We start from the raw sequence: 26,884 nt of genomic DNA, 5'->3' as shown, positions 1-26,884 counted from the left end.
ATTGGCCCCCCGCAGACCCATGGCTAGAGAGAGGGCAACACCTCGGCGGACAGCGATGTGCCTGGCGGTCCCGGGTGAACTGGTGAGCATCGAACCCCATCCCGACCCGATCTGGCGCCAGGGGGACGTGAGCTTCGCGGGGGTGCTGCGCCAGGTGAGCCTGGCCTGCGTGCCCGAGGCCCGGGTGGGTGACCAGCTACTCGTGCACGCCGGCATCGCCCTGACCGTGCTCGACCACGACGCCGCCGAGCTGATGCGCCAGGCCGCCACCCCATACCCATGACCGCCGCCGCCTCCCGCGCCCCAGCCGCGCCCCCCCGGATGGCCCCGGAGCTGGCCAGCCTTGATGCCAATGAGGCCGTGGCCCGGGTGGCCTATCGCCTCAACGAGGTGATGGCGATCTATCCGATCACCCCCGCCTCACCGATGGGCGAGTGGGCCGATGCCTGGGCCAGCGAGGGGCGTCCCAACCTCTGGGGCACCGTGCCGGCGGTGGTGGAAATGCAGAGCGAGGCCGGCGCCGCCGGGGTCGTCCATGGCGCCCTGCAGGGCGGTGCCCTGACGACGACCTTCACGGCGTCCCAGGGGTTGCTGCTGATGCTGCCCAACCTCTACAAGATCGCCGGCGAACTCACCGCCGCCGTGATTCACGTGGCCTCGCGGGCGCTGGCCACCTCGGCCCTCTCGATCTTCGGCGACCACTCCGACGTCATGGCCGCCCGCGGCACCGGCTGCGCCCTGCTGTGTTCGGCGTCGGTGCAGGAGAGCGGCGACTTTGCCGCCATCGCCAGCGCCGCCACCCTGGCGGCCCGCATTCCCTTCCTGCACTTCTTCGACGGCTTCCGCACCTCCCACGAAATCCAGAAGGTGGCCCTGCTGGACGACGACCTGCTGCGCCAGCTGATCCCCGCCGAGCTGATCGCCGCCCACCGGGCCCGGGGCCTCTCGCCCGACCATCCAGAGATCCGTGGCACCAGCCAGAACCCCGACCTCTGCTTCCAGGCCCGCGAGGCTGCCAACCGCTTCCACGACGCCACACCCCTGCTGGTGCAGGCAGCGATGGACCGCTTCGCGGCCCTGACGGGTCGCCGCTACGGGCTGGTGGAGTTCGAGGGTCACCCCGAGGCCGAGCGGGTGCTGGTGCTGATGGGCTCGGGCTGCGAGACCGCCGCCGAGGCGGTGGCGGCGCTGCTGGAGCGGGGCGAGCGGGTGGGGGTGCTGAAGCTGCGCCTGTATCGGCCCTTCCCGGCCGACCAGCTGGTGGCGGCCCTGCCGGCCTCCGTCCGGGCCGTGGCGGTGCTGGATCGCTGCAAGGAGCCCGGCAGCCTCGGCGACCCGCTTTACCTCGACGTGGTGGCGACCCTGGCCGAACACTGGCCGGCCCGCGCCACCAGCCCCCTGCCGCGGGTGGTGGGCGGCCGCTACGGCCTGGCCTCCAAGGAGTTCACCCCGGCGATGGTGAAGGCCGTACTCGACAACCTGAGCGCCACCCCGCCGCTCAACCACTTCACAGTGGGCATCGACGACGACGTGACCCACCGCTCCTTGGTCGTCGATGGGGCGTTCGACACCGAAGCGCCGGAGACGTTTCGTGCCGTGTTCTACGGCCTGGGCTCCGATGGCACCGTGGGGGCCAACAAGAACGCCATCAAGATCATCGGCGAGGGCACGGACCTGTTCACCCAGGGCTACTTCGTCTACGACTCGAAGAAGTCGGGTTCGGTCACGGTGTCGCACCTGCGCTTCGGGCCGCGGCCGATCCGCTCCACCTACCTGATCCGCCAGGCCCAGCTGGTGGCCTGCCACCACTGGGACTTTCTGGGGCAGTTCGAGCTGTTGGAGGTGGCGGCCCCCGGCGCCACCTTGCTGCTCAACAGCCCCTGGGAGCCCGAGAGGTGCTGGGCGCTCATCCCCGAGCGGCTACAGCGGGGCATCCAGGCCAGGGGGCTGCGGGTGTTTGCGGTGGACGCCTCGGCCATCGCCCAGAGCCACGGCCTGGGCCGCACCATCAACACGGTGATGCAGACCTGCTTCTTCGCCCTGGCCGGCGTCATGCCGATGGCGGAGGCCCTGGCGGCGATCGAGGCGGCCATCCGCCACAGCTACGGCAAGAAGGGGGAGGCCGTGGTGGCGAGCAACCTGGCGGCGGTGCAGGCCGCTCTGGGGGGGCTGAAGGAGATCACGCCATCGGCCAGCTCGGCAGCCGCGGCCAGCACGGGCGCCCCGGACGGTGCCCCGCACCCTCCCCCGACAGGCTTCGCACCCGAACCCCTCCCGCTGCCCAGCCATCTGGCGGCGGCCCCCGCCTTCGTGCGCGAGCTGGTGCTGCCCCAGCTGCGCCGCCAGGCCGATGCCGTGCCCGTGGGCGCCCTCCCCTGCGACGGCAGCTTCCCCACGGGCACCGCCCAGTGGGAGAAGCGCAACATCGCCGAGGCGATCCCGGTATGGGAGCCGGACCTGTGCGTGCAGTGCGGCAAGTGCGTGATGGTGTGCCCCCACGCCGTGATCCGCGCCAAGGCAGTGGCGCCCGAGGCCCTGGCGGCGGCGCCCGAGGGGTTCCGCAGCGCCCCCGCCCACGATCCCCATTGGCACGGCCAGAGCTTCACGATCCAGGTGGCCGGGGAGGACTGCACCGGCTGCAGCCTGTGTGTGGAGGTCTGCCCGGCCCGGGACCGCAGCGAACCGCGCCGCAAGGCGATCAACATGGCGCCGCAGCGCCCGCTGCGGCAGCAGAGCCGCAGTCACTGGGAGTTCTTCCTGCGGCTGCCCGACCCCGAGCGCACCGCCCTGAACCTGCGCCACATCAACCAGCAGCAGCTGCAGCGGCCCCTGTTCGAGTTCTCCGGCGCCTGCGCCGGCTGCGGCGAGACGCCTTACATCAAACTCGCCACCCAGCTGTTCGGCGATCGCATGGTGATCGCCAACGCCACGGGCTGCTCCTCGATCTACGGCGGCAACCTGCCCACCACGCCCTACACCAGCAATGGCGAGGGCCGCGGGCCGGCCTGGAGCAATTCCCTGTTCGAAGACAACGCCGAATTCGGCCTCGGCTTCCGGGTGGCCTTCAACCAGCGACGCGACACGGCGAAGCGCCTGGTGCGGGAGCTGGCGGGCTCGACGATTCCCCCGGCCCTGGCCGAGGCGCTGCTGCATGCGGAGCAGGACGATGAGGCCGGCATCCACGACCAGCGCCAGCGGGTGGCGGAGCTGGAGCGGCTGCTCGATCAGCTGCTGACGCAGGACGCTGCACTCCGGCCCCGCCTGGCGGCCCTGCGGGAGCTGACTGGCGATCTGGTGAAGCGCAGCGTCTGGATCATCGGCGGCGACGGCTGGGCCTACGACATCGGCTTCGGCGGCATCGACCAGGTGCTGGCCAGCGGCGAGGACGTCAACCTGCTGGTGCTCGACACCGAGGTGTACTCCAACACCGGCGGCCAGATGTCGAAGGCAACGCCCAAGGGCGCCGTGGCCAAGTTCGCCAGCGGCGGCAAGCAGACCGCCAAGAAGGATCTGGGCCTGATCGCCATGACCTACGGCGACGTCTACGTGGCGAGCGTGGCCATGGGGGCCCGCGATGAGCACACGCTGCGGGTCTTTCTGGAGGCGGAATCGTTCCCGGGACCCTCGCTGATCCTGGCCTACTCCCACTGCATCGCCCACGGCATCGCCATGGCCCAGGGCATGGCGCACCAGAAGCAGGCGGTGGACTCGGGCCGCTGGCTGCTCTACCGCCACGACCCCCGCCGCAGGGAGCAGGGCCTGCCAGCCCTGGTGCTGGATTCCCGCGCCCCCCTCCTGCCGATGGCCGAGGCGATGGCCGGCGAGAACCGCTTCCGCATGTTGCGCTACAGCCATCCGGAACAGGCCCGCCAACTGGCCCGCGAGGCCCAGGTGGAGGCGCAGCAGCGCTGGGAGGGCTATCAGCGCCTGGCCAGCGGCGGAACCGAGGAGTCCACACCATGAGCCCCGAACCCCTCGCCACCAGCTGGTTGGGCCTTGCGCTGCACTCACCACTGGTGGTGGGGGCGGCAGCGCCCCTGAGCGGCGATCCAGCCCTGCTGCCACAGCTGGAGGAGCAGGGGGCGGCGGCCGTGGTGCTGCACTCGCTGTTTCTCGAGCAGATCGAACGCGATTGGCAGGAATGGCAGCACCACCAGCAGATCGGCAGCGAGAGCTATGCCGAGTCGCTCAGCTACCTGCCCAGTACCGATCCCGTGCACCTGGGCCTCGACGGCTACCTGGCGGAGATCCGCGCCGCTCGCCAGTGCCTGTCGATTCCCGTGATCGCCAGCCTGAACGGCGTGCACCCCGGCCACTGGCGCCAGGCCGCCCTCGCCGTGGCCGAGGCCGGGGCCAGCGCCATTGAGCTCAACCTCTACGCCGTGCCCACCGACGGCTCCCGCAGCGGCAGCGTGCTGGAGGCCGAGCAGCTGGCGGTGGTGCGGGAGGTATGCGCCGCGGTGGCACTGCCCGTGGCAGTGAAGCTGGGCCCCTGGTACACGAGCCTGGCCCACTTCACCCGCCAGCTGGAGGACGCCGGAGCGGCGGGCCTGGTGCTGTTCAACCGCTTCTACCAGCCCGACATCGACATCGAGACCCTGGAGACCCGCTCCCACCTGCAGCTCAGTGGCGAGGTCGACCAGCGCCTGCCGCTGCGCTGGATCGGTCTGTTGCATGGCCGGTTGAGCCTGGATCTGGCGGCCAGCGGCGGCATCGGCAGCGGCGCCGACGTGGTGCGGATGCTGATGGTGGGGGCCAGCACCACCCAGCTGGTGGCGACCCTGCTGCGCCACGGCCCCGAACAGCTGCGACGAATCAGCGACGAGCTGAGCCAGTGGCTGGAGCAGCACGGCTACGGCTCGATCGACGAACTGCGAGGCTGCCTCAGCCAGGCCCGCTGCCCGGATCCCGAGGCCTTTGAGCGGGCCCAGTACATGCGCGCGGTGGGCAGCTACAGCCACCTCAGTGACGGCGGCCCATGGAGCTGAGCAGGGACTGGTCTGGGGAGCGGAGGAGCGGCAATGGGAACGCCAACGGCGCCACCAGCGGAGTGGGCCGGATCCAGGCCCTGCTCGGCGAGCTCCACCGCAGCTGCAGCCGGCCCTGGACCCTGATGGAGGTCTGCGGCGGCCAGACCCACGCGATCCTGCGCCATGGCCTCGACCAGCTGCTGCCCCCCCAGTTGACCCTGATCCACGGCCCCGGCTGTCCGGTGTGCGTCACCGACAGCGGACGAATCGAGCAGGCTCTGACGCTGGCGGGTCGGCCCGAGGTGATCCTCTGCTCCTTCGGTGACATGCTGCGGGTGCCGGGCAGCTCCGGCCGGGACCTGCTGGAGCAGCGGGGCGCCGGCGGTGACGTTCGCGTCGTCTACTCCCCCCTAGACGTGCTGGCCATCGCCCGCAGCAACCCCGAACGGCGGGTGGTGTTCTTCGCGGTGGGCTTCGAGACCACGGCACCGGCCACGGCCCTGCTGGCCGAGCGGGCCCTGGCCGAGGGGCTGGCCAACCTGGAGCTGCTGGTGGCCCATGTGCGGGTGCCGCCGGTGCTGGAGGTGATGCTGGCCGATCCCGAATGCCGGGTACAGGCCATCCTGGCCGCGGGCCATGTCTGCACCGTGATGGGCGAGGAGGAGTACGGGGCGATCGCCAGCCGCCACCGCCGCCCGATCGTGGTGACGGGCTTCGAGCCCGAGGAGCTGCTGCGCGGCATGCTGGCCGCGGTGCGGCAGCTGGAGCGGGGCGAACACCGGGTGGAGAACGCCTACGCCAGGGCGGCCAGGGCCCAGGGCAACGCCGGTGCCCGCGCCCTGCTGGAGCGGGTGTTCCTGCCCGTCGATCGGGAGTGGCGGGGGCTGGGCACGATCCCTGCTGGTGGCCTGGAGCTCAAGCCGCCTTACGACACCCTGGCCAGCCGCGTCGAGATCACGGCCGATGACGCAGGCCCTGTCCTCAGCAGCGCCAACGGGCGCGAAGGCCCGACACACGCACCCGCGCCCGCCTGCATCAGCGGCCTGGTGCTCCAGGGCCTGAAGAAACCCCAGGCCTGCCCCAGCTTCGGGACGACCTGCACGCCGGAGCGGCCCCTGGGAGCCCCGATGGTGTCGGGCGAAGGGGCCTGTGCGGCCTACTACCGCTACCAGCGTTGAGCCATGCACATGACGAGCAGCTCCCCCAGTGAGCCCCGCATCCAGCTGGCCCATGGCGGCGGCGGCAGCCTCAGCCAGCAGCTGATCCGCGAGCTGATCGTGCCCGCCTTCGGCCCGGCCGATGGGGTGCTGCACGATGCCGCCCTGCTGCCCTGCCCCGGCGGCCGGCTCGCCTTCACCACCGACTCCTACGTGGTGCGGCCGCTGATCTTTCCTGGCGGCGACATCGGCCGGCTGGCGGTGATCGGCAGCATCAACGACCTGGCCATGGCCGGCGCCGAGCCCCTGGCCCTCAGCCTGGGCCTGATCCTGGAGGAGGGCCTGCCGATCGCCAGCCTGGAGCGGGTGCTGGCATCGATCCGCCGCGAGGCCAGCGCCTGCGGGGTGGCCGTTGTCACCGGCGACACCAAGGTGGTGGAGCGGGGCAAGGGCGACGGGATCTTCATCAACACCGCCGCGATCGGCCAGGTGTCACACGAGCTGACCATCGGTCCGGCGGCGGTGCGGCCCGGCGATGCGGTGCTGGTGAGCGGCGACCTGGGCCGCCATGGCGTGGCGATCCTGGCGGCCCGCGAGGAGCTGGGCTTCCGCACCCCCCTGGAGAGCGACCTGGCGCCGCTGCTGGAGCCGGTGCGGGCCCTGCTGGGGGCGGGCCTGGAGTTGCACTGCCTGCGGGACCTGACCCGCGGCGGCCTGGCCAGCGCCCTGCAGGAGATCGCCGGCGCCGCGGGGGTGCGACTGGAGCTGGAGGAAGCTGCCATTCCGATCGCGCCCGCGGTGCAGGCGGCCTGCAACCTGCTGGGGCTCGATCCCCTCACCATGGCCAACGAGGGGCGCCTGACCCTGCTGCTGCCCCAGGAGCAGGCGGGCGCGGCCCTGGCGGTGCTGCGGCGCTTCGATGCGGCCGCTGCCCAGATCGGCATCGCCAGGGAGCTGACGGCCGACACTGCCGCAGGGCGGGAGCTGCGGGCCGAGGCGGGCCCAGGCAGGAGCCTGTTCGGCCTGTCCAGGCCTCCGGTGAGCCTGCGCAATGGCCTGGGGGTCAGCAGACCCCTCGATCCCGGCCGGGGCGAGCATCTGCCCAGGATCTGCTGAGGCTCGGATCGAAGGCACCGGGCCGCGTCTCACGTCTGGTTGCCGCCGAACATGTCGTCGTAGCCCTCGTAGGGGTTGAACTCGCTCCAGCCCGGGCTGGCCTCATCGAACAGACCGAAGCGGGCCGCCTCGTCGTTCATCAGGGTGTTGCCGGTGGGGCGGGTGTCACAGCTGAGGCCGCCATCGGCGGTGGGCTGGCAGTTCTCGAAACGCACGCCCGCCTGAGCCGGGGCAGCCGCCAGAAGGGCCACAGCCGTGGCCAGCGCGAGCCGGAGTGGTGCCACCGGCGCCCACGGACCAGGCCCTGGCCTCGAGAGCCGGGATGCACCTTGCGGAATCCTGCAGCAGCGCCCTGGGGCCATGGAGTTGCCTGAGAAGATGGTCAGCGACCGCTGGCCTGATGCATGTATACCGACTGGACCGCCGTTGCGCTGCTGCTGCTGACCGCCGCCCCCCTGGCCGTGGTGGTGGGAACGGCGGCCTTCTTCATCTGGCGCCAGAAGAAAGCCAAGCGCTGAACTGCACCGGCTCCGGGAGCGGCGTGGAGCGCCGGCGAAACCGCAGGGGGGGCTCCAGGGCCCTCGCCAGATCCAGGCGAGCCAGCGCCCCCTGACCGACGCAGTCCAGACAGGTGCGGAAGCCAAAGGCATTGGTGCGCAGCACGCCACTGCCACCACAGCGGGGGCAGAGTTGCGCCGCGCCCATGGCTGCGGCGGTGCTGGGGACGAGCCGCAGGCGCGGCATAGCCAGCGATCCGCCTGGTCGTGGGCCATCGGGGACTCGCGCCATCGGATCCAGCTCTGCAGTGCAAGCACTGTGATTGGGTTTTGCGCATTTGATCCCGAAGCCTTCCTTAAGCCTGCTGACCACCCCGTAGGGGCCTGCCCCGCTCCCCCAGGAGCCGTTCCAGCTCGGCAAGTCCACCCCGTCCCCGCAGCTCGGCGAGCAGTTCGGTGACGCTGAGCCGCGCACCCGCCGGCGCCAGGTCCAGGCTGGCCGCCATCAGGCCGATCACCCCGGGAGCATCCAGGCCGCGCTCCCGCAGACCCTCCAGCCCCTCGGAACCGCTGCGCTTGGCCAGCCGCTGGCCGCTGGCGTCGCGCCAGAGGGGCACGTGCCAGTAATCCGGAGCCGACTGGCCAAGGAGCTCCATCACCGCCACCTGGGCGCCGGTTGAACTCCAGAGGTCTTCGCCGCGCACCACATCGGCGATGCCGAGGGACAGCTCATCCACCGCCGTGGCCAGGTGGTAGGCGAGGAAGCCATCGGAGCGACGCAGCACCACATCGCCCACCTGACTCGGTCCGTCGAGCTGGCCCTGTGCCGCCAGCCGCTCGGACCAGCGCAACGGCCCTGGCCCCAGGGCCAGCCGCCAACTGGGCAGGCGGCCCTGCTGTTCTCCCCACTGGGCCGGCCCGGGCTGGGGCGGCCTGGCGCGGCAGTGCCCCGGGTAGACCGGCGAGGCGCCATGGGGAGCCGACACATCGGCCAGGCTGCGCCGGCTGCAGCGGCACGGGTAGAGCAGTCCGCCACGGCGGAAGCAGGAGAGCACGCTCGCGTAGAGACCGGTGCGCTCGCTCTGGCGGATCGGCGGCCCATCCCACACCAGGCCCAGCCAGCGCAGATCGGCCAGGATCGCGGCCTCGGCACCGGGCCGGTTGCGCGGGGTGTCCAGGTCGTCGAGGCGCAGGAGCCACTCGCCGTCCTGGAGGCGTGTCACCAGCCAGGAGAGCAGGGCGGTGCGCAGGTTGCCGCGGTGCTGGAGCCCGGTGGGAGAGGGGGCATAGCGCCCCCGGCGCCCGGTGCGGCGCAGATCAGCCCACGCCCTCAGCCGCTCCCGCAGCGTCCGAGGCAGCAGGAGCCTGGGAAGATCCGGACGCAGCAGCTCTGGACTCAGGGGGTCTGCAGGGTGCTGGTCTGGGCTCAGGCGACGCCCTGGACCTTGTCCTTGAACAGCTTGCCGGCGGTGAAGGCGGGCACGCGCTTGGCGTCGATCTTGATCTTCTCGCCGGTCTTGGGGTTCAGGCCCTGGCGAGCGGAGCGGTCGCGGGGCTCGAAGGATCCGAAGCCGAGGATCGACACCTTCTTGCCGTCGACGACGGAGTCGATGATCGTGTCGATCAGGGCATCGACCACCTGGGCGACGTCGGTCTTGGTCAGCTCGGTGCGGGCAGCAACGAGGTTGACGAGGTCAGCTTTGTTCATCGGAGTGGGGAGGCCTTCTGGGTCAGCGGGAGCCGGGCAGGTCGGAGGGAACGTCGACTGCCACTGGGATTCAGCGCGCCAATCGTATGGGGCACCGGCGAGCCCGGCAACCGAAAAGGTCCGGGGCAGTGTGGATCTGGGGCCTTTTGGCTCACGACCGGGGCTCAGGACGCTGGGTTGGGGGAGGCCGCGGCGGCCGCCAGCGCCTCCAGATCGAGCTCCTCCAACAGGGCGCGGCCGCCCTTGATCACCTTGCCGCCGCGCAGGGCTCCAAGCCCGGCCCCACTGGCAATCCAGCAGGGGGAATCGGGCGGCAGGCGGCGCCGCAGGGCATCCAGGCTGCCCAGCCAGCGGCCCCAGTGGAAGCTGCGGGCGGTGCGCAGCGGCGCAGCCAGGCCGGGGGCGGTGGGGCTGAGCAGCCGACCGCAGAAGAGGATGTCGCCCTGCTGGCCGGCCAGATCGTCGTCCGGCTGCCCCCCCCCAGGGCCGCCCGCATCGCCGGTTGGGGCACCGCAGCCGCTCGCCAGTAGCACGCAGGACCCGGGCGTGGGCCCCGGGGTCCAGAGCAGGTGCAGCCGCGGCGAGAGCTGCCGAGCGGCCGCGAAGGTCTCCAGCCGCTCCACCCCCGGCAACAGATAGGCCTCCTGCTCCTGCACCAGCACCGGCCACCCCAGGGCCTGCTGAAAGCGGCGGCAGCGGCCGTGGCCCTCACGGCTGGTGAGCACAATGCGGCCGCCGGCCTGGCGGGCCAGGAACGCCAGGTTGGCCTCGGTCCAGCCGGGGCAATCGATCAGCAGGCCGCCATCGAGATGCTCCAGCCACCATGCACTGCCGCCGTGGCTGTCGCGGCTGGGGGCGAACAGCCACAGCCCCGGCAGCACGGGCTGGGGCGGGCGGCCGGCCTCCGCCGGCGGCGACCAGGCATAGGACGCAGCAGCCGGCGCCTCAGGGACAGGCACGACAGCCTCGGATCGGGCGGAGGCGGGCCCGGGGAGACCTCCGGACGGGGAGCCGCTGGGCTGGAGGGGGCTGGGGGACTGGGACATGGCACCAGCCTGGAGCAGCGTGCGCAACCGTCGCGGCGGGTGACGCCACCTAGCTTGTGGAGACTGTCCGCTCGTTCCGGTGGCTCCGCTCCGACCCGGACACCCCTGGCCCCTGGGAGCCACGCCCACGGCGCGGGGCGTCAACTTCTCCGTGGTGGCTCCCCTCGCCACCCGGGTGGAGCTGCTGCTGTTCTCCCACGCCAGCGCACCGGAGCCCCAGCAGGTGATCGCCCTCGATCCCGTGGCGAACCGCTCCGGCGACCACTGGCACGGCGAAGTGGAGGGGATCGGCATCGGCTGCTGCTACGGCTATCGGGTGTTCGGGCCGCTACAGCCCGGCCGCCACGGCTTCAACCCCTCCAAGGTGCTGCTCGACCCCTGCGCCCGGGCCATCGCCGGCTGGGACGTCTACCGCCGGGCCGACGCGGTGGGCGCGATCCCCAACACGGCCAGCTGCCTGAAGGGGGTGGTCACCGAGCGGGAGCGCTTCGACTTCGTGGCCGCCCCGCGGCCGCGCCACAGCTGGCAGCGCACGGTGATCTACGAGCTGCACGTGGGCGGCTTCAGCCGCGGCGCCGGTTCGCCGGTGCCGCCCGAGCTGCAGGGCACCTACCTGGGCCTAGTGGAGGCGATCCCCTACCTGCAGGAGCTGGGCATCACCACGGTGGAGCTGCTGCCGGTGATGGCCTTCGATCCCCAGGACGCCCCGGCCGGCCGCCAGAACTACTGGGGCTACAGCCCGATCAGCTGGATGGCGCCCCACCACGGCTACCAGCACGGCCGTGATCCCCTGCAGATCCGCCAGCAGGTGCGCCAGCTGGTGAGCGCCTGCCACCAGGCCGGCATCGAGGTGCTGGTGGATGTGGTCTACAACCACACCAGCGAGGGCAACCAGGCCGGCCCCACCCTCAGCTGGCGCGGCCTCGACGACCGCCTCTACTACCACCAGAACGCCCGCGGCGACTACCTGGACGTGAGCGGCTGCGGCAACAGCATTGCCGCCAACCGGGCCCTGGTGCGGCGGCTGATCCTCGAATCGATGCGCTGCTGGGCCCTGGAGCTGGGGGTGGATGGCTTCCGCTTCGACCTGGGCATCGCCCTCAGCCGCGGCGAGGAGCTGGCCCCGCTCGACCTGCCGCCCCTGTTCGAGGAGATCGAGGCCGATCCCGAGCTGGCCGACCTCAAACTGGTGAGCGAACCCTGGGACTGCGGCGGTCTCTACCGCCTCGCCGACTTCCCGGCCCGGCGCATGGGCGCCTGGAACGGCCGATTCCGCGACGACCTGCGCCGCTTCTGGAAGGGCGATGAGCGCAGCTGCTGGCCGATGGGGCAACGGATGGCGGGCAGTCCGGATCTCTACGGCGGCCAGCCGGCCGGCCTGGGCCGCAGCATCACGTTTCTCACCGCCCACGACGGCTTCACCCTGGCGGATCTGGTGAGCTACGACCGCAAGCACAACCTGGCCAACGGCGAGCAGGACCGCGACGGCGACAATCACAACAACAGCTGGAACCACGGCCGCGAGGGCCCCTGCAGCGACCCGGCGGTGCAGGGGTTGCGCAACCGCCAGCTGCGCAACCTGCTCAGCTCCCTGCTGCTGGCCCCCGGCACGCCGATGCTGCTGATGGGCGATGAGGTGCGCCGCAGCCAGGGCGGCAACAACAACAGCTGGTGCCAGGACAACCCCCTGGGCTGGATGCACTGGAGCCCCGACGCCGACGACCTGGCCCTGCGCAGCTTCCTGCAGCGGCTGGTGGCCCTGCGCCGGCTGCTGGCGCCCCTGCTCAACCCGGAGCACCCCCACGCCGAGGCCCCCAGCACGGGGCTGGCCCCCGGGGAGGTCCCCCACCGGCGCAGCGACCTGCCCGGTCAGCTGTGGCGCCACTGGCACGGGGTGGAGCTAGGCAAGCCCGACTGGGCCAGCTGGTCGCACTCCCTGGCCTGGAGCCTGGAGGATCCCCAGGCCGGCCCGCTGCTGTGGTGCGGGATGAACGCCTACCACCAGGCCATGGACTTCAGCGTGCCGCCCTGCCCGAGCGGCTGGCGGCGGGCGATCGCCACCGATCTGGGCGATGGTGAGGATCTCCCCGCCGTCCCCCCCACCTGGAGCGCCACGACGATGCACCTGGAGGGCCGCAGCCTGGGCCTGCTGGTGGCCAGCCCGCTGCTGCAGGGTGTCAGGCTCTGACACGCCCAGCGGGACTGCAGGACGCAGCGGAGCTCGCGTCATGGAGCCGCAGACGAAAGATGGAAAATCGAGCTGAAAAATCTAAGCGGGCTGCGGGAATCGAACCCGCATCATCAGCTTGGAAGGCTGAGGTTTTACCACTAAACTAAGCCCGCGATTGGGGGAGGTTCACGATCCGGATGAATCCGAATGGCCAACGCAACCCTGGGTTCGCCCCTTGGATCGCCACCGAAACCTGGGGACCCGTGGCCTGAAACCACGTCCAGCCCCTGCGGAAGCGGCCGGCTGCAGCATTATGACCTGCGTTCGGGTTGCAGCGTTGGCGACGAGCTCCACCGACTCCCGGTCCGGCACCCCGACGGAGCCCGCTGCCGCGCAGCTCAGACCCGTCAGCGACGCCTCTGAGCTGCGCGGCAGCGCCCGGCGACGCCTGCTCTGGGCCTACGGCCTCGGCGATGCCGGCACGGGGATGGCAGCTGCCCTGATCGGCTTCTATCTCTTCATCTTCTACACGGCCGCCGCCGGCCTGCCCGCCTGGATGGCGGGTCTGGTGCTGATGGTGGCGCGACTCTGGGATGCCATCAACGACCCGATCGTCGGCTGGCTGAGCGACAAGACCCAGAGCCGCTCGGGCCCACGGCTGCCCTGGATCATCTGGAGCGCCATGCCCCTGGGCGTCGCCATGGCCTTCATGTGGTGGCTGCCACCGGGCGGGCCCTGGATGAAGTTCACGGTGTTCGTGCTGATCTCCGTGGTGGCGAACAGCCTCTACACCTGCGTCAACCTGCCCTATGCGGCCCTGGCGGCGGAGCTGACCACCGATGTGTCGCTGCGGACCCGGCTCAACACGGCCCGCTTCACCGGCTCGATCATCGCCAGCCTGGTCGGCACCGTGCTGGGCGGCCTGCTGCTGCGCGACCATCACAACCCCGCCAGCTACTTCCAGGTGGGGATCGCCACGGGGCTGATCATCTCCGCCTCCACCCTGCTCTGCGGCTGGGGCCTGGCCCCGGCCGCCCGCCACTGCCAGCGCCCGGTGAGTGAGACGGGAACCACGCGCAGGCTGCTGCGGCGAGTGAGCCGCAACCGCCGCTTCCTCAAGGTGCTGGGGCTCTACCTGCTGCTCTGGTGCGCCCTGCAGATCATGCAGACCGCGGCGCTGATCTACCTGCCGGTGGTGATGCACGTGCCCGAGGGCTGGAGCAACTGGATCCTGCTGCCGTTCATGGTCAGCACCCTGGGTGGACTGTGGCTCTGGAATGGGGTCGCCCACCGCCGTGGCCGGCTCCAGGCCCTGCACACAGGCGGCGCACTCTGGATTGCCGCCTGCCTGCTGGCGATGGTGCTGCCGGCCCTCGATGCCGCCATCCTCCCCACCGGCTCGGCGATCAACCTGGCCCGGCTGCTGCTGCTGCTGGCCACCATCATCACGGCGGGGGTCGGGGCCTCCACGGCCTACCTCATCCCCTGGGCCCTTCTGCCCGATGCGATCGACGCCGATCCCGAAAAGCCGGCGGGCCAGTACAGCGCCTGGATGGTGCTGAGCCAGAAGATCTGCATCAGCTTCGCCCTGTTCTTCTTCGGCAACCTGATGAGCCTGAGCGGCTACCAGGCCGCCCGCAACGCCATTCAGCCGGACAGCGCCCTGGTGGCGATTCGGCTCTGCATGGGCATCATCCCGGCGGTGCTGGTGCTGCTGGGGCTGCTGGTGGTGCGCCGCTGGCCCCAGCGCAGCCTCGCGACCAGCGGGCCGGATGGGAGCGATGCCAGCCAGGGGAATGGTCAGCCGATCGGAGTGGACGGATGAGCCGCTCCTCCAGCGTCCCCACTCCCGCCTGGCTGCGGCCGCGCTGGCTGCGGCGCCTCGGCAGCAGCGCCCTGATCGGCGGCCAGGCCGTGGCCGCGATCGCCCGGGGCCGCATCGGCTTCAACGACCTGATCGAGCAGCTGCATGAGGCCGGCCCGGGCAGCGTCCTGATCGTGCTGATCACGGCCCTGGCCGCCGGCACCGTGTTCAACATCCAGGTGGCGGCCGAGCTCTCCAAGCAGGGCGCAGGCTCTACCGTGGGCGGCATCCTGGCGATCGGCCTGGCCCGGGAGATCGCGCCGATCCTCACCGCCACCCTGATCACCGGCAAGGTGGCCACGGCCTATGCCGCCCAGCTCGGAACCATGAAGGTCACCGAGCAGATCGACGCGATCACGATGCTGCGCACCGACCCCGTGGAGTATCTGGTGGTGCCGCGGCTGCTGGCGATGGTGCTGATGACACCGATCCAGTGCCTGCTGTTCTTCTGGGTGGCGGTCTGGTCGGGACAGGTCAGCAGCACGGCCCTCTACGGAATCCCGCCCTCGGTGTTCTGGAACTCGGTGCGCACCTGGCTCGATCCCTCCGACCTGCCCTCGATGCTGATCAAGGCGGTGGTCTTCGGGCTGCAGATCGCCGTGATCTCCTGCGGCTGGGGCCTCACCACCAAGGGTGGTCCCAAGGAGGTGGGGACCAGCACCACCGGCGCCGTGGTGATGATTCTGGTGACCGTGTCGCTGGTGGACGTGGTGCTGACCCAGCTGCTGTTCGGCGACTGAGCACGACCCACGCCGCTGGGCCCCGTCGCCGCACGTCCCGTCACTGAGAATGCAGCCTGACGCGTACTGCGCTTCCAGCCCCTGCGATCCCACCCTGCGATGCCGACAACAACGCGATGCCAACACCAGAGGGGAGCGGCGCTGTGACCGGAGATGACATGAGCTTCGACCCGGAGCTGGGCGTCACCCTGGCGCCGAGGGTGTGGGTGCCCCTGGGGGTGGTAGTTCTCGGCCTGGCCCTCCTGCCCGTGGGCCCCCGCGCGGGCGGCGTGCCCTGGCTGGCTTTGCTGGTGAGCCTGTTCGGCCTGTTCCTGCTCCTGCAGAGCCAGCTGCTGCGGCTGCAGTTCAGCGAGGATGCCCTGCTGGTGTGGCGCCAGCAGAGCCTGCTGCGCCGCTTCCCCTACGTCGAGTGGCTGGGCTGGAAGCTGTTCTGGGGGCCGCTACCGGTGCTGTTCTATTTCCGTGAACAGCGCAGCATCCACCTGTTGCCCGTGCTGTTTGATGCCACCACCTTGCGCGCGCAGCTCACCCAACGACTGAGCGCCCTGCCATGAGCGACGACGCGATCGCCACGCCCCCGGACGCCACGCCGGCCCTGGAGCCCGTCACGGAGCCCACCCCAGAGCGCGACACCGACCGGGCCACGGCTCCGGCTCCGGCTCCCCAGCCTGGCGTCGAGCAGCCCCCGGCTGGCGCCACGGCCGGAGGGCCCCAGGAGCAGCTGCTGGAGCTGGCCCTGGGCGAGCTGCAGACCCGCCGGGGCGCCCTGCTGCGGGAGATCAGTGAGCTTGAGGGGCGCCGCGAGCAGCTGCAGCGCGAGCTGGGCAGCAGCTTCTTCGGCCAGTCCGACGCCATCGCCCGCCGGCTCAAAGGCTTCCAGGACTACCTGGTGGGGGCCCTGCAGGATCTGGCCAGCGCGGCCGAACAGATGGAGCTGGTGGTGCAGCCCCTGGTGGTGCAGCCCTCCCCACTGGACCAGGCCGCCGCCGCCCCCGATCCGAACCAGGCCGCACCGGCCGCCGCGGGCCTGTTCAGCCAGGACGAGGCCCTGATCCAAGACCGCCTGGCCGCCTTCCAGGGCCCGCCGGACTTCTACGCCGACCCCTGGAAGCTGCGCCGCAGCCTGGAGCCCTCGGCCGCGGCCCTGCTGGACGGCTGGTTCCTGGCCCAAGGGGGCCGCGGCGCCCAGCCCAGCACCGGCAGCCGTAACCGCAATGCCCTGGTGGCAGCCGCGGCCATCGCCATCCTCGGCGAGCTCTACGGCAAGCGCTTCCAGACCCTGGTGCTGGCGGGGCGGCCCGAGCGGCTGGGGGAATGGCGGCGCGGCTTGCAGGACTGCCTGGGCCTGAGCCGGGAGGACTTCGGCCCCAACAGCGGCATCGTGCTGTTCGAGCGGGCCGATGCCCTGATCGAGCGGGCCGACCGGCTGGAGGAGCGGGGCGAGCTGCCCTTCATCGTGGTGGACGCGGCCGAGCAGGTGGTGGATGTGGCGGTGCTGCAGTTCCCCGTCTGGCTGGCGTTCGCCCCCGGCCCCGACGACTTCGCCCTGGAGGACGACCTTCTGTGACCCTGACCCTGCTCGCCCTCGCCTTGGGCTACCTGCTCGGCTCGATCCCCAGCGGCTACCTGGCGGGCCGCTGGTTGCGCGGCGTGGACATCCGCAGCCTCGGCTCCGGCTCCACAGGCGCCACCAACGTGTTGCGCCAGTTCGGCAAGGGCCCGGCCCTGGTGGTGTTCCTGGTGGACGTGCTCAAGGGCACGGCGGCGGTGCGGCTGGCGATGCTGCTGCTGGAGCCGCTCGGGACGCCCCTCGGCACGGGCAACTGGACCCTGGACGCGGGCGTGGTGGCTGCCGGCCTGGCGGCCCTGGCCGGCCACAGCTGGCCGATCTGGCTGGGCGGCAAGGGTGGCAAGGCGGTGGCCACGGGCCTGGGCATGCTGCTGGGCCTGGTGCCGGCCGTGGGCCTGGCCTGCTTCGGGATCTTCCTCACGACCCTGAGCCTCAGTCGGATCGTGTCGCTATCGAGCGTGGTGGCGGCCCTGAGCCTGCCGCTGCTGATGCTCGGCTCCTTCGCCAGCGCCGGCACGGGCCTGCGCCCCGCCTACCTGGCGCTGGCCCTGCTCACCACCGTGCTGGTGGTGTGGCGCCACCGCAGCAACATCGAGCGGCTGCTGGCCGGCACCGAGCCCAGGCTGGGGCAACCCAAGGCCGAAACGGACCCCGGCTGAGCAGCCGTCTCAGGCCAGCTCCCGACTGCGCTCCGCCGCCGCCAGCACCGCCTCGATCAGGGCGGAGCGCACACCCCTGCTCTCCAGCTGGCGGATCCCGGCGATGGTGGTGCCGGCGGGGCTGGTCACCATGTCCTTGAGCTGGCCTGGATGCAGCTCCTGCCCGTGCAGCAGGGCCGCAGTGCCCGCCAGGGTGCGGTGGGCCAGGTGATGGGCCAGCGCCCGTGGCAGACCGGCCGCGACGGCGCCATCGGCCATCGCCTCGGCCACCAGGGCCACAAAGGCCGGCCCTGAGGACGTGAGGGCCAGGAAGCCGTCGAGCTGGGGCTCGGGCAGCTCCAGCACCTCCCCCACCTGGGCAAACAGCTGGCCCACCCAGGCGCGGGTTGCCGGCTCAATGCCCTCGCCCCAGGCCAGGCCGGTCAGGCCGGCACGCACCAGGCAGGGGGTATTGGGCACGGCCCTCACCACCCGATGACCAGGGAACAGGCGCTGGAGCCGCGCCAGGGTCACGCCCGCCAGCACGGAGATCAGCAGGGGTTTCGGAGTGGCGGTGGCCCCCGTGGCGGCGGGTCCTGGATCGCGGAGCCCGTCCATGGGGACGCTCGCCGCCACGGTATCCAGGAGCTGGGGCTTCACCGCCAGCAGCAGCACCGGCGCCCGCCAGGCCTCGCCGGGGTCGGTACCCACCGCCAGGCCGGGATGCCCCGCCGCCAGCCGCTCCGCCGAGGCGGCCGTGCCCACGGCCGCCCGCACCGAGACCAGTGGCACAAGGCCAGCGTCGATCAGCGGCCACAACAAAGCCTGGGCCATGCGGCCCAGGCCGATCACCCCGAAGCGTTCGGGCGCCGAGTGCTGGGGGTCTGCCTCTGCGCGTTCCCAGGGGATGGGCTGATCTGCGGGGCTTGGCTGGGAAGGGGAAACCGCGCTCAAGGCAGACACCCCATCGGGGGCGGGGCTGGGGTCAGCCGACGCTAGCCCCGAAGTCGGTACGACCCCAGGCGGGGCTGGGGGCCGCTTCCTGCTCCTGGGCGACCTCGCGGGCCACGATCGTGGGGGAGGAGGCCTCGTCGCCGGCAGCCGTGGTCACGGTCACACAGCTGGGGGCGAACAGGAAGATGCTCTCGCCCACCCGCTCCTGGTGGCCGTCGATAGCGAAGGTGCCACCGGCCACGAAATCCACGGCGCGCTGGGCTTGATCCGGCTCCATCATCGTGAGGTTGAGGATCACGGTCTTGCGCTCGCGCAGGGCCTGGATCGCCCGCGGCATCTCATCGAAGCTGCGGGGCTCCATCAGGGTCACCTCGGCGGCGGCGGCGGCGAGGCCGGGCATGCCGATCACGTTGGTGCCGGCGAAGGGGTCGTCACCGACGCTGAAGTCGCTGCTGAGGGCCAGGGCGTTGCTGCGACTCGTGGCGGCCGGAGCCGAGCCGTCGGGCAGCTCGTCGTTGCCGTAGTCCAGCTCGTCGTCGTAGTCACCATCCAGGTAGTCGTCTCCGGAAACGACGGCACGCAGGCGGGAGAACAACGACACCTTGGAATCCTCTGTGGCTCTCAACCTGAATAGCGTCCCACGTCAGCGCTGGCAACCTTTTGGCCCGAACAGGCCAGAACCGATCCGGACCCAGGTGCTGCCGGCCGCCACCGCCTCGGGCCAGTCGCCGCTCATCCCCATCGACAGCTCGCCCAGCCCCAGCTCCGCCGCCAGGGCCGCACACTCCGCAAACAGGCCGCCTCGCAGCTCCAGCGCCAGGTCCAGGGGGGCGATGGTCATCAGGCCCACGGGCCGCAGGGCCGGCAGGGCCTGAACCCGGGGCCAGATCGCCCGCAGCTGCTCGACTGAGAGGCCGGTCTTCCCTGGATCGGGGCGCAGTTTCACCTGGAGGAAGATCGCCGGCTGGAGCCCCTCCTCCGCGGCGATGCGGGCCAGGCGCTCCGCCAGCTCCAGGCTGTCCACCGAGTGGATCGTGCTGAAGTGGCGCAGCACCCCCCGGGCCTTGTTGGCCTGGAGGCGGCCGATGAAGTGCCAGTCGAGGTCGGGCAGATCGGCCAGGGCTTCCTGCTTGGGGATCGCCTCCTGGAGCCGGCTCTCGCCGAAGCTGCGCTGGCCCAGGGCCGCCGCGACCCGCAGCCGCTCGGCGGGATGGCCCTTGCTCACCGCCAGGAGCCGGGCCTGGGGGGGCAGCCGGCGGCGCAGCTCCGCCAGACGATCGACCAGCCCAGCCACCTCCCCAGCGGGATCTGCCGGGGGAACGCCGGGCCCAGGGGCAGAGACGGACCTGGCCTCGGGCCGGGGGTCGGGCGTGGCGTCGGACACGGCCCCGGGGCTCAGATGAAGGTCTGGTCGAAGAGCTGGCGCCAGCGGGCATGCACCTCGGGGCCCTCGCGCCGGGCCCGGGCCAGGTTCTGCTCGGCCAGGTGGCGGGCATCCATCAGCGGGATCACCTCGAACTGGGCGCCGCGCTCCTGGATCGTCACCAGGAAGAAGATGCGCTGGGCGTAGAGGGTGGCGAACAGGTCGCGGCCGGTGCCGGCCTCGGCCACCCGGTACAGCAGCCCGAAGGTGGGGTGGTTGAGGTAGCGCTCCGTGCTCACGTCGTCTGTAGGGATGCCCACCAATCAGAGGGCACCGTACCTCCAGCGCAGTCCCACCAGCAGCAGCAGCCCGAGCCCACCGGCCAACTGCAACGGGCGGGAGCGGGGCCCCGGCTGGCGCAGCTGGGCCGGCGGAATCCATTGGCCGCCGCGGGCCAGCAGGGATTCGGCCCCCTGTTCGGCCCGCAGCAGCACGTTGGCCAGCAGCCGCTCCCCCAGGGCCAGCACCAGGGCCAGGGAGGGCTTCCAGCCCAGGCGCCGCAGGTTGACCGCCCGGGTGGCCAGGGAGCGCAGCAGGTTCTGGAACTCCTCCTGCACCAGGGGCAGGAAGCGCAGCGCCAGCAGCAGGGTGAAGCCGAGTCGCTCCACCGGCGCCCCCAGCCGGCCCAAGGGTGCGATCGCCCAGGCCAGGGCCCAGACCAGCTCCTCCGGCGGGGTGGTGAGCAGCAGCAGGTTGGCGCTGTGGATCACGGTGATCAGCAGCGTGGCGCCATTGAGGCCGAGCTCGGCCGAGCGTCGCGTGATCACCAGGGGCCCCAGGGGCACCGGCCCGAGCGGTAGCGGCCCCCAGCGCACCAGCTCCCAGGGGGTGCCGCTGCGTTGCGCCGGGGGCTCCAGAGCGGGCCCAGGCACCAGCCGCAGTTCGGTGGGGGGGCGGCTCAGGCTGGCGGCGGCCACTTCGCCGGCGGGCAAGAGGGCCGCCAGGCCGCCCACCAGCAACGCCAGGCCCAGCAGCAGCGGCAGGCTGCGGCGCCACAGGCGCCAGGGCAGACCGCTGGCGGCCGTCACCAGCAGCAGCAGGCCTACCAGGGCCAGGCGCCAGGCGGGGCCGGCCAGGATCGGCGTGAGCAGGAAGGCCAGGGTCCAGAGCAGCTTCAAGCGCGGATCGAGGCGCCGCAGCCAGCTGGCCCCGCCGGCCTCGCCACCATCGACGTACTGGCCGATGGGAAGTTGCCGCAGCCAATCCATCCGAGAGCTCCCTGCGTGAAGGCGCGGCCGATCAGCGCCCCTTGGCCTGCTGGCGGGCCAGGTCCTTCTCAGCGTCGCGCTGCTGCTTGCCGCGCCAGAACAGCTTGAGCGGCGAGCCCTCAAAACCCAGACCCTCGCGGATCTGACGCTCCACATAGCGGCGGTAGGTGTCGCCGAACAGCTTGGGATCGTTCACAAACAGGGTGAAGCTGGGGGGGCGGGTCGCCACCTGGGTGCCGTAGTAGATGCGGCCCTGGCGGCCGCCGCGGCTGGTGGGCGGCGAGCGCCAGCTCACGGCCTCGCGCAGCACCTCATTCACCACCGAGGTGCTCACCCGGCGGCGGTGCTGCTCCACGGCCACCGCGGCGATGGCGAAGATGCTGTCCACCCGCTGACCCGTGAGGGCGGAGGTGAACAGCATCGGCGCCCAGTCGAGGAAATAGAGCATGGAGCGCAGCTCCTTCTCCATCGCCGGCATCGTGTGGCTGTCCTTCTCGATGGCGTCCCACTTGTTCACCACGATCACGCAGGCGCGGCCGTCCTCCTCGATGCGGCCCGCCAGACGCTGATCCTGCTCCGTCACGCCATCGAGGGCATCGATCACCAGCACGCACACATCGCTGCGCTCGATCGCCTTGAAGCTGCGGTTGATGCCGAAGTATTCGGGGCCGTAGCTCACCGAGCGGCGCCGGCGGATGCCGGCGGTGTCGATCAGCTTCCAGGGCTTGCCCTCCCGCTCGATCGTGGTGTCGATCGTGTCGCGGGTGGTGCCGCGGATCGGACTCACGATGGCCCGCTTCTCGCCGCACACGGCGTTGAGCAGGCTGGATTTGCCCACGTTGGGGCGGCCGATGATCGCCATCTGGATCGGCTCTTCGCTCTCCAGCTCCTCGGTGGGGGGCAGGTAGTCGATCAGCTTGTCGAGCAGATCGCCGGTGCCGGCACCGTGAATCGCCGACACGGGATAGGGCTCACCCAGCCCCAGGCCCCAGAACTCGGCGGCCATGGCCAGGCCCGCCTCGGGCGACTCGCACTTGTTGACCGCCAGCAGCACCGGCACCTTCTGGCCCCGCAGCCACTCGGCGATGGCCTCATCGGCGGCGGTGAGGCCCTGCTGGCCATCGGCGATCACCACCGCCACGGCGGCTTCGGCCAGGGCCAGGTTGGCCTGCTCGCGGATCTCCGGCAGGAATTCGCTGTCGTCGTCAAACACCAGGCCGCCGGTATCGACCACGCGGAAGGCCCGATCGCGCCAGTAGCCCTGCTGGTAGGTGCGATCGCGCGTCACCCCCGGCTCATCGTGGACGATGGCCTCGCGGCTGCGACAGAGCCGGTTCACGAGGGTGGATTTACCCACATTGGGTCGCCCGATGATGGCGACGACAGGAAGCGCCAAACCCGCTTATCTCCTTATGTCAACGACGGTTGCCTGACTTGACCCTACAGAGCGGCGCCGCTGACCTCAGGCGATCGGCAGGTCGCCGGGGTGGCCGCGCACCGGATCCACCGGCGGCTCCAGCAGCGGCGGCAGCGGACCGACATCCGGCAGGGACTCGCCGCGCTCGGCCAGGTGGGCCAGCAGCCAGTTGACGGCGGTGGCGCGGCGGGTGCGGCGCGGGTAGAGCTCGCCGATGCGGTAGCCGCCAAAGCCGAGCTGCTCTTTGAGCAGCTGCTTGTGAGGCTTCGGAATCGAGCGGGTGAGGGCCACGCTGGCGGGCCGCTCGGCGATCACCTGGGGGGCGAGCGGGAAGGACTCCCGCCAGGCGGCCTCCGTCGCCGGGCCCGCGCTCCAGGTGCCGGAGCCATCGGGCGCGTAACCCAGGCGCGGCCAGATCAGTTCAGCCACGAAGCGATCGCTGACGCGGTCGGCCAGCACCGCCTCCAGCAGCGCCCGGCTCAGGGGATAGGGGGCGGGGGTGGCGGCGGCGGTCACGGGGGCGGGCGGCCTGGAGTGCACCAGAATGGCCCCACAATGCCCACGATCTCCAGCGCCGCTGCGACCTCCACCGCCGCGGCGGACCACGACTCCTCCCCGGCCTCAGCCCTCCCCGACGCCCTGCTGCTGCCGGGCCGAGGCACGCCGCGTCGGCTGCGTTGCCGGGTGCTGCAGTCGCCGCTGGCGGGGGTGAGCGATCGGATCTTCCGGGGCCTGGTGCGGCGCTGGGCACCCGATGCCCTGCTGTTCACCGAGATGGTGAACGCCACCAGCCTGGAGTTGGGCTTCGGCACCCAGAAGGTGGAGGAGCTGACGGAAGAACGCGGGCCGATCGGGGTGCAGCTGTTCGATCACCGCCCCGCCGCCATGGCGGATGCCGCCCGGCGGGCCGAGGCGGCCGGCGCCTTTCTGATCGACATCAACATGGGCTGCCCGGTGCGCAAGATCGCCAGAAAGGGCGGCGGCAGCGGCCTGATCCGCGAGCCCGAGCTGGCGGCCCGGATCGTGGCGGCGGTGGCGGAGGCCGTGGCGATTCCGGTCACGGTCAAGACGCGGCTGGGCTGGTGCGGCAGCTCCGGTGACATCAACCTGGGGGCCACGGCCGCGGCCTTCGCCATCAGCCTGCAGAACGCCGGCGCCCAGGCCCTCACCCTGCACGGCCGCACCCGCGAACAGGGCTTCAAGGGCGAAGCAGACTGGGAGGCCATCGCCGCGGTGAAGCGGAGCCTGGCCATCCCCGTGATTGCCAACGGCGATGTGACCAGCCCCGAGCAGGCCCGCCGCTGCCTGGAGCGCACCGGCGCCGACGGGGTGATGGTGGGCCGGGGCAGCATGGGCGCCCCCTGGCTGGTGGGCCAGATCGATGCGGCCCTCAGCGGCCGGGCCGTGCCCCCCACCCCCGGCGCCCGGGAGCGCCTGCAGCTGGCGGCCGAGCAGTTGCAGGCGCTGGTGGCCGCCAAGGGCGACCACGGCCTGCTGATCGCCCGCAAGCACATGGGCTGGACCTGCCAGGGCTTCACCGGCGCGCCCCAGCTGCGCCATGCCCTGATGCGGGCCCCCACCCCGGCTGAGGCGCTGGCGCTGCTGCAGCGGGCCGAGGCGGAGCTCGTCGCCCGAGGCTGAGGGGCCCGGGGGCGAGCCCCTAGCCAGCCAGGCCGAGGGCCAGCAGATCGCGGCCGCCCGTGATGGCCTGCACCGCCAGCAACAGCGCTACGAGGAAGGCCAGCGCCACGTGCAGACGGCGCATCCGCGGCGAGGCCTGGATTTCGGGCTTGGCCGCCATGGCGAACAGCAGCAGGCCGCTCAGCAGCAGACCGCTCCAGCCGTGGGAGCGCCAGAAGTCTCCCTGGAAGGGGTTGTCGCTGAGGCGGGGAATCTCCGGTTGCGTCCCCAGGCTGAGCAGGGCGGCCCAGGCCAGCAGACCGAAGCCGGCCCGCAGGGCCGGATGCCTGACCCGCCAGAGCAGCAGGCAGCTGGCCAGGGCCGCCGCCGCCACCAGGGCCAGCTGCAACGGCCGCAGCGGGCCGCCCGCCAGCCCCCGCAGCGGATCGAGCCAGGCCGACGCAAAGCACCAGAGCAGGGCGATCAGTACCGCCACCACCACCCCGGTGGTGACCGAGCGGCCATGGTCGGCGTGCTCCACCGGCACCAGGGCCGGCTGCTGGGTGATGCCCAGGCGCTGCTCGCGCACCAGGATCCCCAGCCGGATCGTGGCGCCCACCACCGGATACACGAACAGGATCACCAGCACCGGGTGCAGCAGGGCGGCCCAGGCGAGCGGACTGAGGGCGGGCGGGGTCAGGGGCATGGGGCCGGCGACAGGGCAAACGGGGAGGGGAGAGGCCCGGGCGGGCTGCGGCGGGCCAGGCGGCCTGGGGCGCCGCCGATCAGGGCAGCACCTGGGGCCAACCCTGGCGGATCAGCAGCAGCGAAAAGTAGGGCTGCTCCTCGGCTGGCACCGCAGCGGCCGGCGCCAGCAGCTGGTCGGGCCAGCCCACCCGCTGGGCGAACAGGGCGGCCTCCAGCAGGCCGGCGGCCTCCAGCAGGGGCCGCACCCAGCTCCAGCGGTGGCCGAGCTTGAGCAGGGCCAGCACGGTGGCCTCGCGGCGGGCCCGCTGCAGCAGGGCCTCCAGCTCGTCAGGGGCCTCGGGTGTGGGGCGGATCAGCAGGGCGTCCTGCTGGAGGGCCAGGGGCCAGGGCAGGCCCTGACCGGATGCGGCCGCCGCCGCCGCCGCCACCGCCGTGATCCCAGGAATCACCCGCACCGGACAGGCCGGATGGCGCTCGGCCAGGGCCAGCAGGGCATAGGAGGCACTGGCATACAGCGAGGCATCGCCCTCGCACAGCAGCACCACCGCCTCGCCAGCCGCCACCGCCGCGGCCAGGGCAGCGGCGGCGGCATGCCAGGCCAGGCGGCGGGGCTCCGCCTCGCTCACCATCGGAAACACCAAAGGCAGGCGCCGCTGGTGCGGCCGGATCCAGGGGGCGGCGATCCGGGCGGCCATGCCCTCGGCATCGGGGCGTGCCACCGGATAGGCCACCAACGTGGCGGTGGCGATCGCGCGCACCGCCGCCACCGTGAGCAGCTCCGGATCACCGGGGCCCACCCCCACGAGCACCACGCCGGGCTGTGCGGATCCCCGCTCGGCCCCCGCCAGATCGACTCCCGGCAGCGGCGGGGCTGCGGCGGCGGGCTGTAGCGGCGGCAACGCGGAGGCCTCCAGGGGCGGTCAAGCCAGTGGGGCCCTTTCTAGGCTGGAGCCCCAACGGCATCGATGCCTTGAGCCATCTGGCGATCTACCCGGCCGGCGGCAGCCCGGCGGTTCCCAGCCTCACCAGCAGCGACCCGGTCACCATCGCCGCGGCCCTGGCGGAGCGGGGCATCGGCTTCGAGCGCTGGCCGGCCGCCGAGTCGCTCCCCGCCGCGGCCTCCCCCGAGCAGGTCCTGGCGGCCTACGCCGACGCCATTGCCCGCGTGCAGGCCAGCGGCACCTACCCCACCGTCGATGCGATCCGCCTGGGGCCCGAGCACCCGGACCGGGAGGCCCTGCGCCAGAAGTTCCTCTCCGAGCACACCCACAGCGAAGACGAGGTGCGCTTCTTCGTGGAGGGCCGCGGCCTGTTCTGCCTGCACATCGGCGAGGACGTGCTGCAGGTGCTGTGCGAGCGCAACGACTTTCTGAAGGTGCCAGCCGGGACCAAGCACTGGTTCGACATGGGCAGCGCCCCCAACTTCACCGCGATCCGCTTCTTTGACAATCCCGCCGGCTGGGTGGCCCAGTTCACGGGCGATCCCATCGCGGAGCGCTTTCCACTACTCGACTGATCGCTACAGCGCCAAGGCCAGTTGAACGCTGTTACCGGACGTCCTTGAGCCCGCCTGGATCCACCGGGCTCAAGGATCAACTGGGATCAACAATCAACTGGAATCAACCTGGCGGCCCGGCCTCCAGGACGCTAACTCGACAGCGGCTGATAGAAGAATCCTCCACCCTCAGCCACCTGGCTCACCACGGCACATCGCGTGGCCACCCGCCACAGAGCCCGATGAATCGGGGTGGGGTCGTAGCGCATCAGCTCTGGATAGCGCTGCCTGAGCAGAGCCGTGCCCTGCCAGGCGTTGTAGTGGGGGATTGCCGGGTTGATGTGATGGCAGACATGGGTTGAGCCGATGCCGTGGTGGAGCAGGTTCAGCAGCGGTCCGTAGGGGCGATCCACCGTCTGCAGGGCACCCTTGGCCCAATTCCATTCACGGGAAGAGAAATGGGGAATGTCGGCATCAGTGTGCTGGTGACGTGGACCCCGGAAACCGGTCCAGGGTGAATGAGAGTCCTCATCCGGCCAGACTGGGCCGGGGACTCGACCATGAAACGCACCAGGCACACAGC

Annotated in this window: 27 protein-coding genes and 1 tRNA gene; 13 read left to right on the top strand and 15 right to left on the bottom strand. The window is 71.6% G+C overall.

What is annotated here, in order from left to right:
- Positions 1-55: 55 nt before the first annotated feature.
- From CJZ98_RS09145 to hypE, 5 genes are read left to right on the top strand one after another with little or no spacing between them, the layout of a single operon-like run.
- The gene (locus CJZ98_RS09145) at positions 56-283 is read left to right on the top strand and encodes a HypC/HybG/HupF family hydrogenase formation chaperone (protein WP_094590597.1); all 228 of its coding nucleotides are present in this window, start codon (positions 56-58) and stop codon (positions 281-283) included.
- Positions 280-3,963, top strand: a complete 3,684-nt coding sequence (gene nifJ, locus CJZ98_RS09140; RefSeq protein ID WP_390625508.1) for a pyruvate:ferredoxin (flavodoxin) oxidoreductase — start codon at positions 280-282, stop codon at positions 3,961-3,963. The genes CJZ98_RS09145 and nifJ overlap by 4 nt, the downstream gene beginning before the upstream one ends.
- On the top strand, positions 3,960-4,988 hold the full coding sequence (locus tag CJZ98_RS09135; RefSeq protein ID WP_094590595.1) for a dihydroorotate dehydrogenase-like protein: 1,029 nt from the start codon (positions 3,960-3,962) through the stop codon (positions 4,986-4,988). The genes nifJ and CJZ98_RS09135 overlap by 4 nt, the downstream gene beginning before the upstream one ends.
- On the top strand, positions 4,979-6,148 hold the full coding sequence (gene hypD, locus CJZ98_RS09130; RefSeq protein WP_094590593.1) for a hydrogenase formation protein HypD: 1,170 nt from the start codon (positions 4,979-4,981) through the stop codon (positions 6,146-6,148). Before CJZ98_RS09135 ends, hypD begins: the two co-directional genes overlap by 10 nt.
- Positions 6,149-6,151: 3 nt before the next feature.
- The gene (hypE, locus tag CJZ98_RS09125; RefSeq protein WP_198537634.1) at positions 6,152-7,243 is read left to right on the top strand and encodes a hydrogenase expression/formation protein HypE; all 1,092 of its coding nucleotides are present in this window, start codon (positions 6,152-6,154) and stop codon (positions 7,241-7,243) included.
- Between the two features lie 29 nt (positions 7,244-7,272).
- On the opposite strand, the gene CJZ98_RS09120 is transcribed toward hypE, so the two are convergent.
- From CJZ98_RS09120 to CJZ98_RS09105, 4 genes are all read right to left on the bottom strand, one after another.
- Positions 7,273-7,527: a hypothetical protein gene (locus tag CJZ98_RS09120; protein ID WP_232756351.1), complete on the bottom strand. Its 255-nt coding sequence runs from the start codon at positions 7,525-7,527 to the stop codon at positions 7,273-7,275.
- Positions 7,528-8,096: 569 nt separating this feature from the next.
- On the bottom strand, positions 8,097-9,125 hold the full coding sequence (gene gluQRS / locus CJZ98_RS09115) for a tRNA glutamyl-Q(34) synthetase GluQRS (RefSeq protein ID WP_390625510.1): 1,029 nt from the start codon (positions 9,123-9,125) through the stop codon (positions 8,097-8,099).
- Positions 9,126-9,166: 41 nt separating this feature from the next.
- On the bottom strand, positions 9,167-9,448 hold the full coding sequence (locus tag CJZ98_RS09110; protein ID WP_094590587.1) for an HU family DNA-binding protein: 282 nt from the start codon (positions 9,446-9,448) through the stop codon (positions 9,167-9,169).
- Positions 9,449-9,612: 164 nt separating this feature from the next.
- The gene (locus CJZ98_RS09105; protein ID WP_232756350.1) at positions 9,613-10,494 is read right to left on the bottom strand and encodes an MBL fold metallo-hydrolase; all 882 of its coding nucleotides are present in this window, start codon (positions 10,492-10,494) and stop codon (positions 9,613-9,615) included.
- Between the two features lie 79 nt (positions 10,495-10,573).
- Here CJZ98_RS09105 and CJZ98_RS09100 point away from each other — a divergent pair, with 79 nt between their 5' ends.
- On the top strand, positions 10,574-12,682 hold the full coding sequence (locus tag CJZ98_RS09100; RefSeq protein ID WP_094590583.1) for a glycogen debranching protein: 2,109 nt from the start codon (positions 10,574-10,576) through the stop codon (positions 12,680-12,682).
- Positions 12,683-12,766: 84 nt separating this feature from the next.
- On the opposite strand, the gene CJZ98_RS09095 is transcribed toward CJZ98_RS09100, so the two are convergent.
- Positions 12,767-12,837 (bottom strand) — tRNA-Gly (locus CJZ98_RS09095).
- A gap of 164 nt (positions 12,838-13,001) precedes the next feature.
- Here CJZ98_RS09095 and CJZ98_RS09090 point away from each other — a divergent pair.
- The 5 genes from CJZ98_RS09090 to plsY all read left to right on the top strand — a co-directional run bounded on the left by CJZ98_RS09090 (position 13,002) and on the right by plsY (position 17,497).
- Positions 13,002-14,489, top strand: coding sequence for an MFS transporter (locus CJZ98_RS09090; protein WP_390625509.1), 1,488 nt, complete (start codon positions 13,002-13,004; stop codon positions 14,487-14,489).
- A complete protein-coding gene (locus CJZ98_RS09085) occupies positions 14,486-15,268 on the top strand; it encodes an MlaE family ABC transporter permease (RefSeq protein ID WP_094590579.1) in 783 nt (260 codons plus the stop codon). The genes CJZ98_RS09090 and CJZ98_RS09085 overlap by 4 nt, the downstream gene beginning before the upstream one ends.
- Before the next feature lie 158 nt (positions 15,269-15,426).
- A complete protein-coding gene (locus CJZ98_RS09080; RefSeq protein WP_094590577.1) occupies positions 15,427-15,822 on the top strand; it encodes a DUF3119 family protein in 396 nt (131 codons plus the stop codon).
- A complete protein-coding gene (locus CJZ98_RS09075; RefSeq protein ID WP_094590575.1) occupies positions 15,819-16,835 on the top strand; it encodes a DUF3086 domain-containing protein in 1,017 nt (338 codons plus the stop codon). The genes CJZ98_RS09080 and CJZ98_RS09075 overlap by 4 nt, the downstream gene beginning before the upstream one ends.
- Positions 16,832-17,497, top strand: a complete 666-nt coding sequence (gene plsY, locus CJZ98_RS09070; RefSeq protein ID WP_094590573.1) for a glycerol-3-phosphate 1-O-acyltransferase PlsY — start codon at positions 16,832-16,834, stop codon at positions 17,495-17,497. The genes CJZ98_RS09075 and plsY overlap by 4 nt, the downstream gene beginning before the upstream one ends.
- A gap of 9 nt (positions 17,498-17,506) precedes the next feature.
- Here plsY and proC read toward each other — a convergent pair whose 3' ends face one another.
- The 7 genes from proC to CJZ98_RS09035 form a co-directional block, all read right to left on the bottom strand.
- The gene (gene proC / locus CJZ98_RS09065) at positions 17,507-18,328 is read right to left on the bottom strand and encodes a pyrroline-5-carboxylate reductase (RefSeq protein ID WP_094590571.1); all 822 of its coding nucleotides are present in this window, start codon (positions 18,326-18,328) and stop codon (positions 17,507-17,509) included.
- 133 nt (positions 18,329-18,461) lie between these two features.
- Positions 18,462-19,031: a cell division protein SepF gene (locus CJZ98_RS09060; RefSeq protein ID WP_094590569.1), complete on the bottom strand. Its 570-nt coding sequence runs from the start codon at positions 19,029-19,031 to the stop codon at positions 18,462-18,464.
- A 42-nt stretch (positions 19,032-19,073) separates the two neighbouring features.
- Complete coding sequence (locus CJZ98_RS09055) at positions 19,074-19,715, bottom strand: YggS family pyridoxal phosphate-dependent enzyme (RefSeq protein WP_261348141.1); 642 nt, start codon at positions 19,713-19,715, stop codon at positions 19,074-19,076.
- 110 nt (positions 19,716-19,825) lie between these two features.
- The gene (locus CJZ98_RS09050; RefSeq protein ID WP_094590565.1) at positions 19,826-20,092 is read right to left on the bottom strand and encodes a PipX family protein; all 267 of its coding nucleotides are present in this window, start codon (positions 20,090-20,092) and stop codon (positions 19,826-19,828) included.
- A gap of 24 nt (positions 20,093-20,116) precedes the next feature.
- The gene (locus CJZ98_RS09045) at positions 20,117-21,061 is read right to left on the bottom strand and encodes an energy-coupling factor transporter transmembrane component T family protein (RefSeq protein ID WP_094590563.1); all 945 of its coding nucleotides are present in this window, start codon (positions 21,059-21,061) and stop codon (positions 20,117-20,119) included.
- 31 nt (positions 21,062-21,092) lie between these two features.
- Positions 21,093-22,457: a ribosome biogenesis GTPase Der gene (gene der / locus CJZ98_RS09040; protein WP_094590561.1), complete on the bottom strand. Its 1,365-nt coding sequence runs from the start codon at positions 22,455-22,457 to the stop codon at positions 21,093-21,095.
- Between the two features lie 66 nt (positions 22,458-22,523).
- The gene (locus CJZ98_RS09035) at positions 22,524-22,994 is read right to left on the bottom strand and encodes a DUF1823 family protein (protein ID WP_094590559.1); all 471 of its coding nucleotides are present in this window, start codon (positions 22,992-22,994) and stop codon (positions 22,524-22,526) included.
- Between the two features lie 39 nt (positions 22,995-23,033).
- Here CJZ98_RS09035 and dusB point away from each other — a divergent pair, with 39 nt between their 5' ends.
- Complete coding sequence (dusB, locus tag CJZ98_RS09030; RefSeq protein ID WP_094590557.1) at positions 23,034-24,119, top strand: tRNA dihydrouridine synthase DusB; 1,086 nt, start codon at positions 23,034-23,036, stop codon at positions 24,117-24,119.
- A gap of 19 nt (positions 24,120-24,138) precedes the next feature.
- On the opposite strand, the gene CJZ98_RS09025 is transcribed toward dusB, so the two are convergent.
- Positions 24,139-24,804, bottom strand: a complete 666-nt coding sequence (locus CJZ98_RS09025) for a DUF4079 family protein (RefSeq protein WP_094590555.1) — start codon at positions 24,802-24,804, stop codon at positions 24,139-24,141.
- Between the two features lie 79 nt (positions 24,805-24,883).
- Complete coding sequence (locus CJZ98_RS09020; protein ID WP_094590650.1) at positions 24,884-25,609, bottom strand: precorrin-2 C(20)-methyltransferase; 726 nt, start codon at positions 25,607-25,609, stop codon at positions 24,884-24,886.
- A 167-nt stretch (positions 25,610-25,776) separates the two neighbouring features.
- Between CJZ98_RS09020 and CJZ98_RS09015 the strand changes: the two genes are divergently transcribed.
- Complete coding sequence (locus tag CJZ98_RS09015) at positions 25,777-26,322, top strand: 1,2-dihydroxy-3-keto-5-methylthiopentene dioxygenase (RefSeq protein ID WP_094590553.1); 546 nt, start codon at positions 25,777-25,779, stop codon at positions 26,320-26,322.
- A 131-nt stretch (positions 26,323-26,453) separates the two neighbouring features.
- Here the strand turns inward: CJZ98_RS09015 and CJZ98_RS09010 are convergent, their stop codons facing one another.
- Positions 26,454-26,714, bottom strand: coding sequence for a fatty acid desaturase family protein (locus CJZ98_RS09010; protein ID WP_232756349.1), 261 nt, complete (start codon positions 26,712-26,714; stop codon positions 26,454-26,456).
- Positions 26,715-26,884: the final 170 nt, after the last annotated feature.

Origin of the sequence: Vulcanococcus limneticus LL (assembly GCF_002252705.1) — a bacterium.
Classification (GTDB): domain Bacteria; phylum Cyanobacteriota; class Cyanobacteriia; order PCC-6307; family Cyanobiaceae; genus Vulcanococcus; species Vulcanococcus limneticus.
Note: the sequence above shows the minus strand (reverse complement) of the source record. Positions and strands in the feature narration are given on the sequence as shown.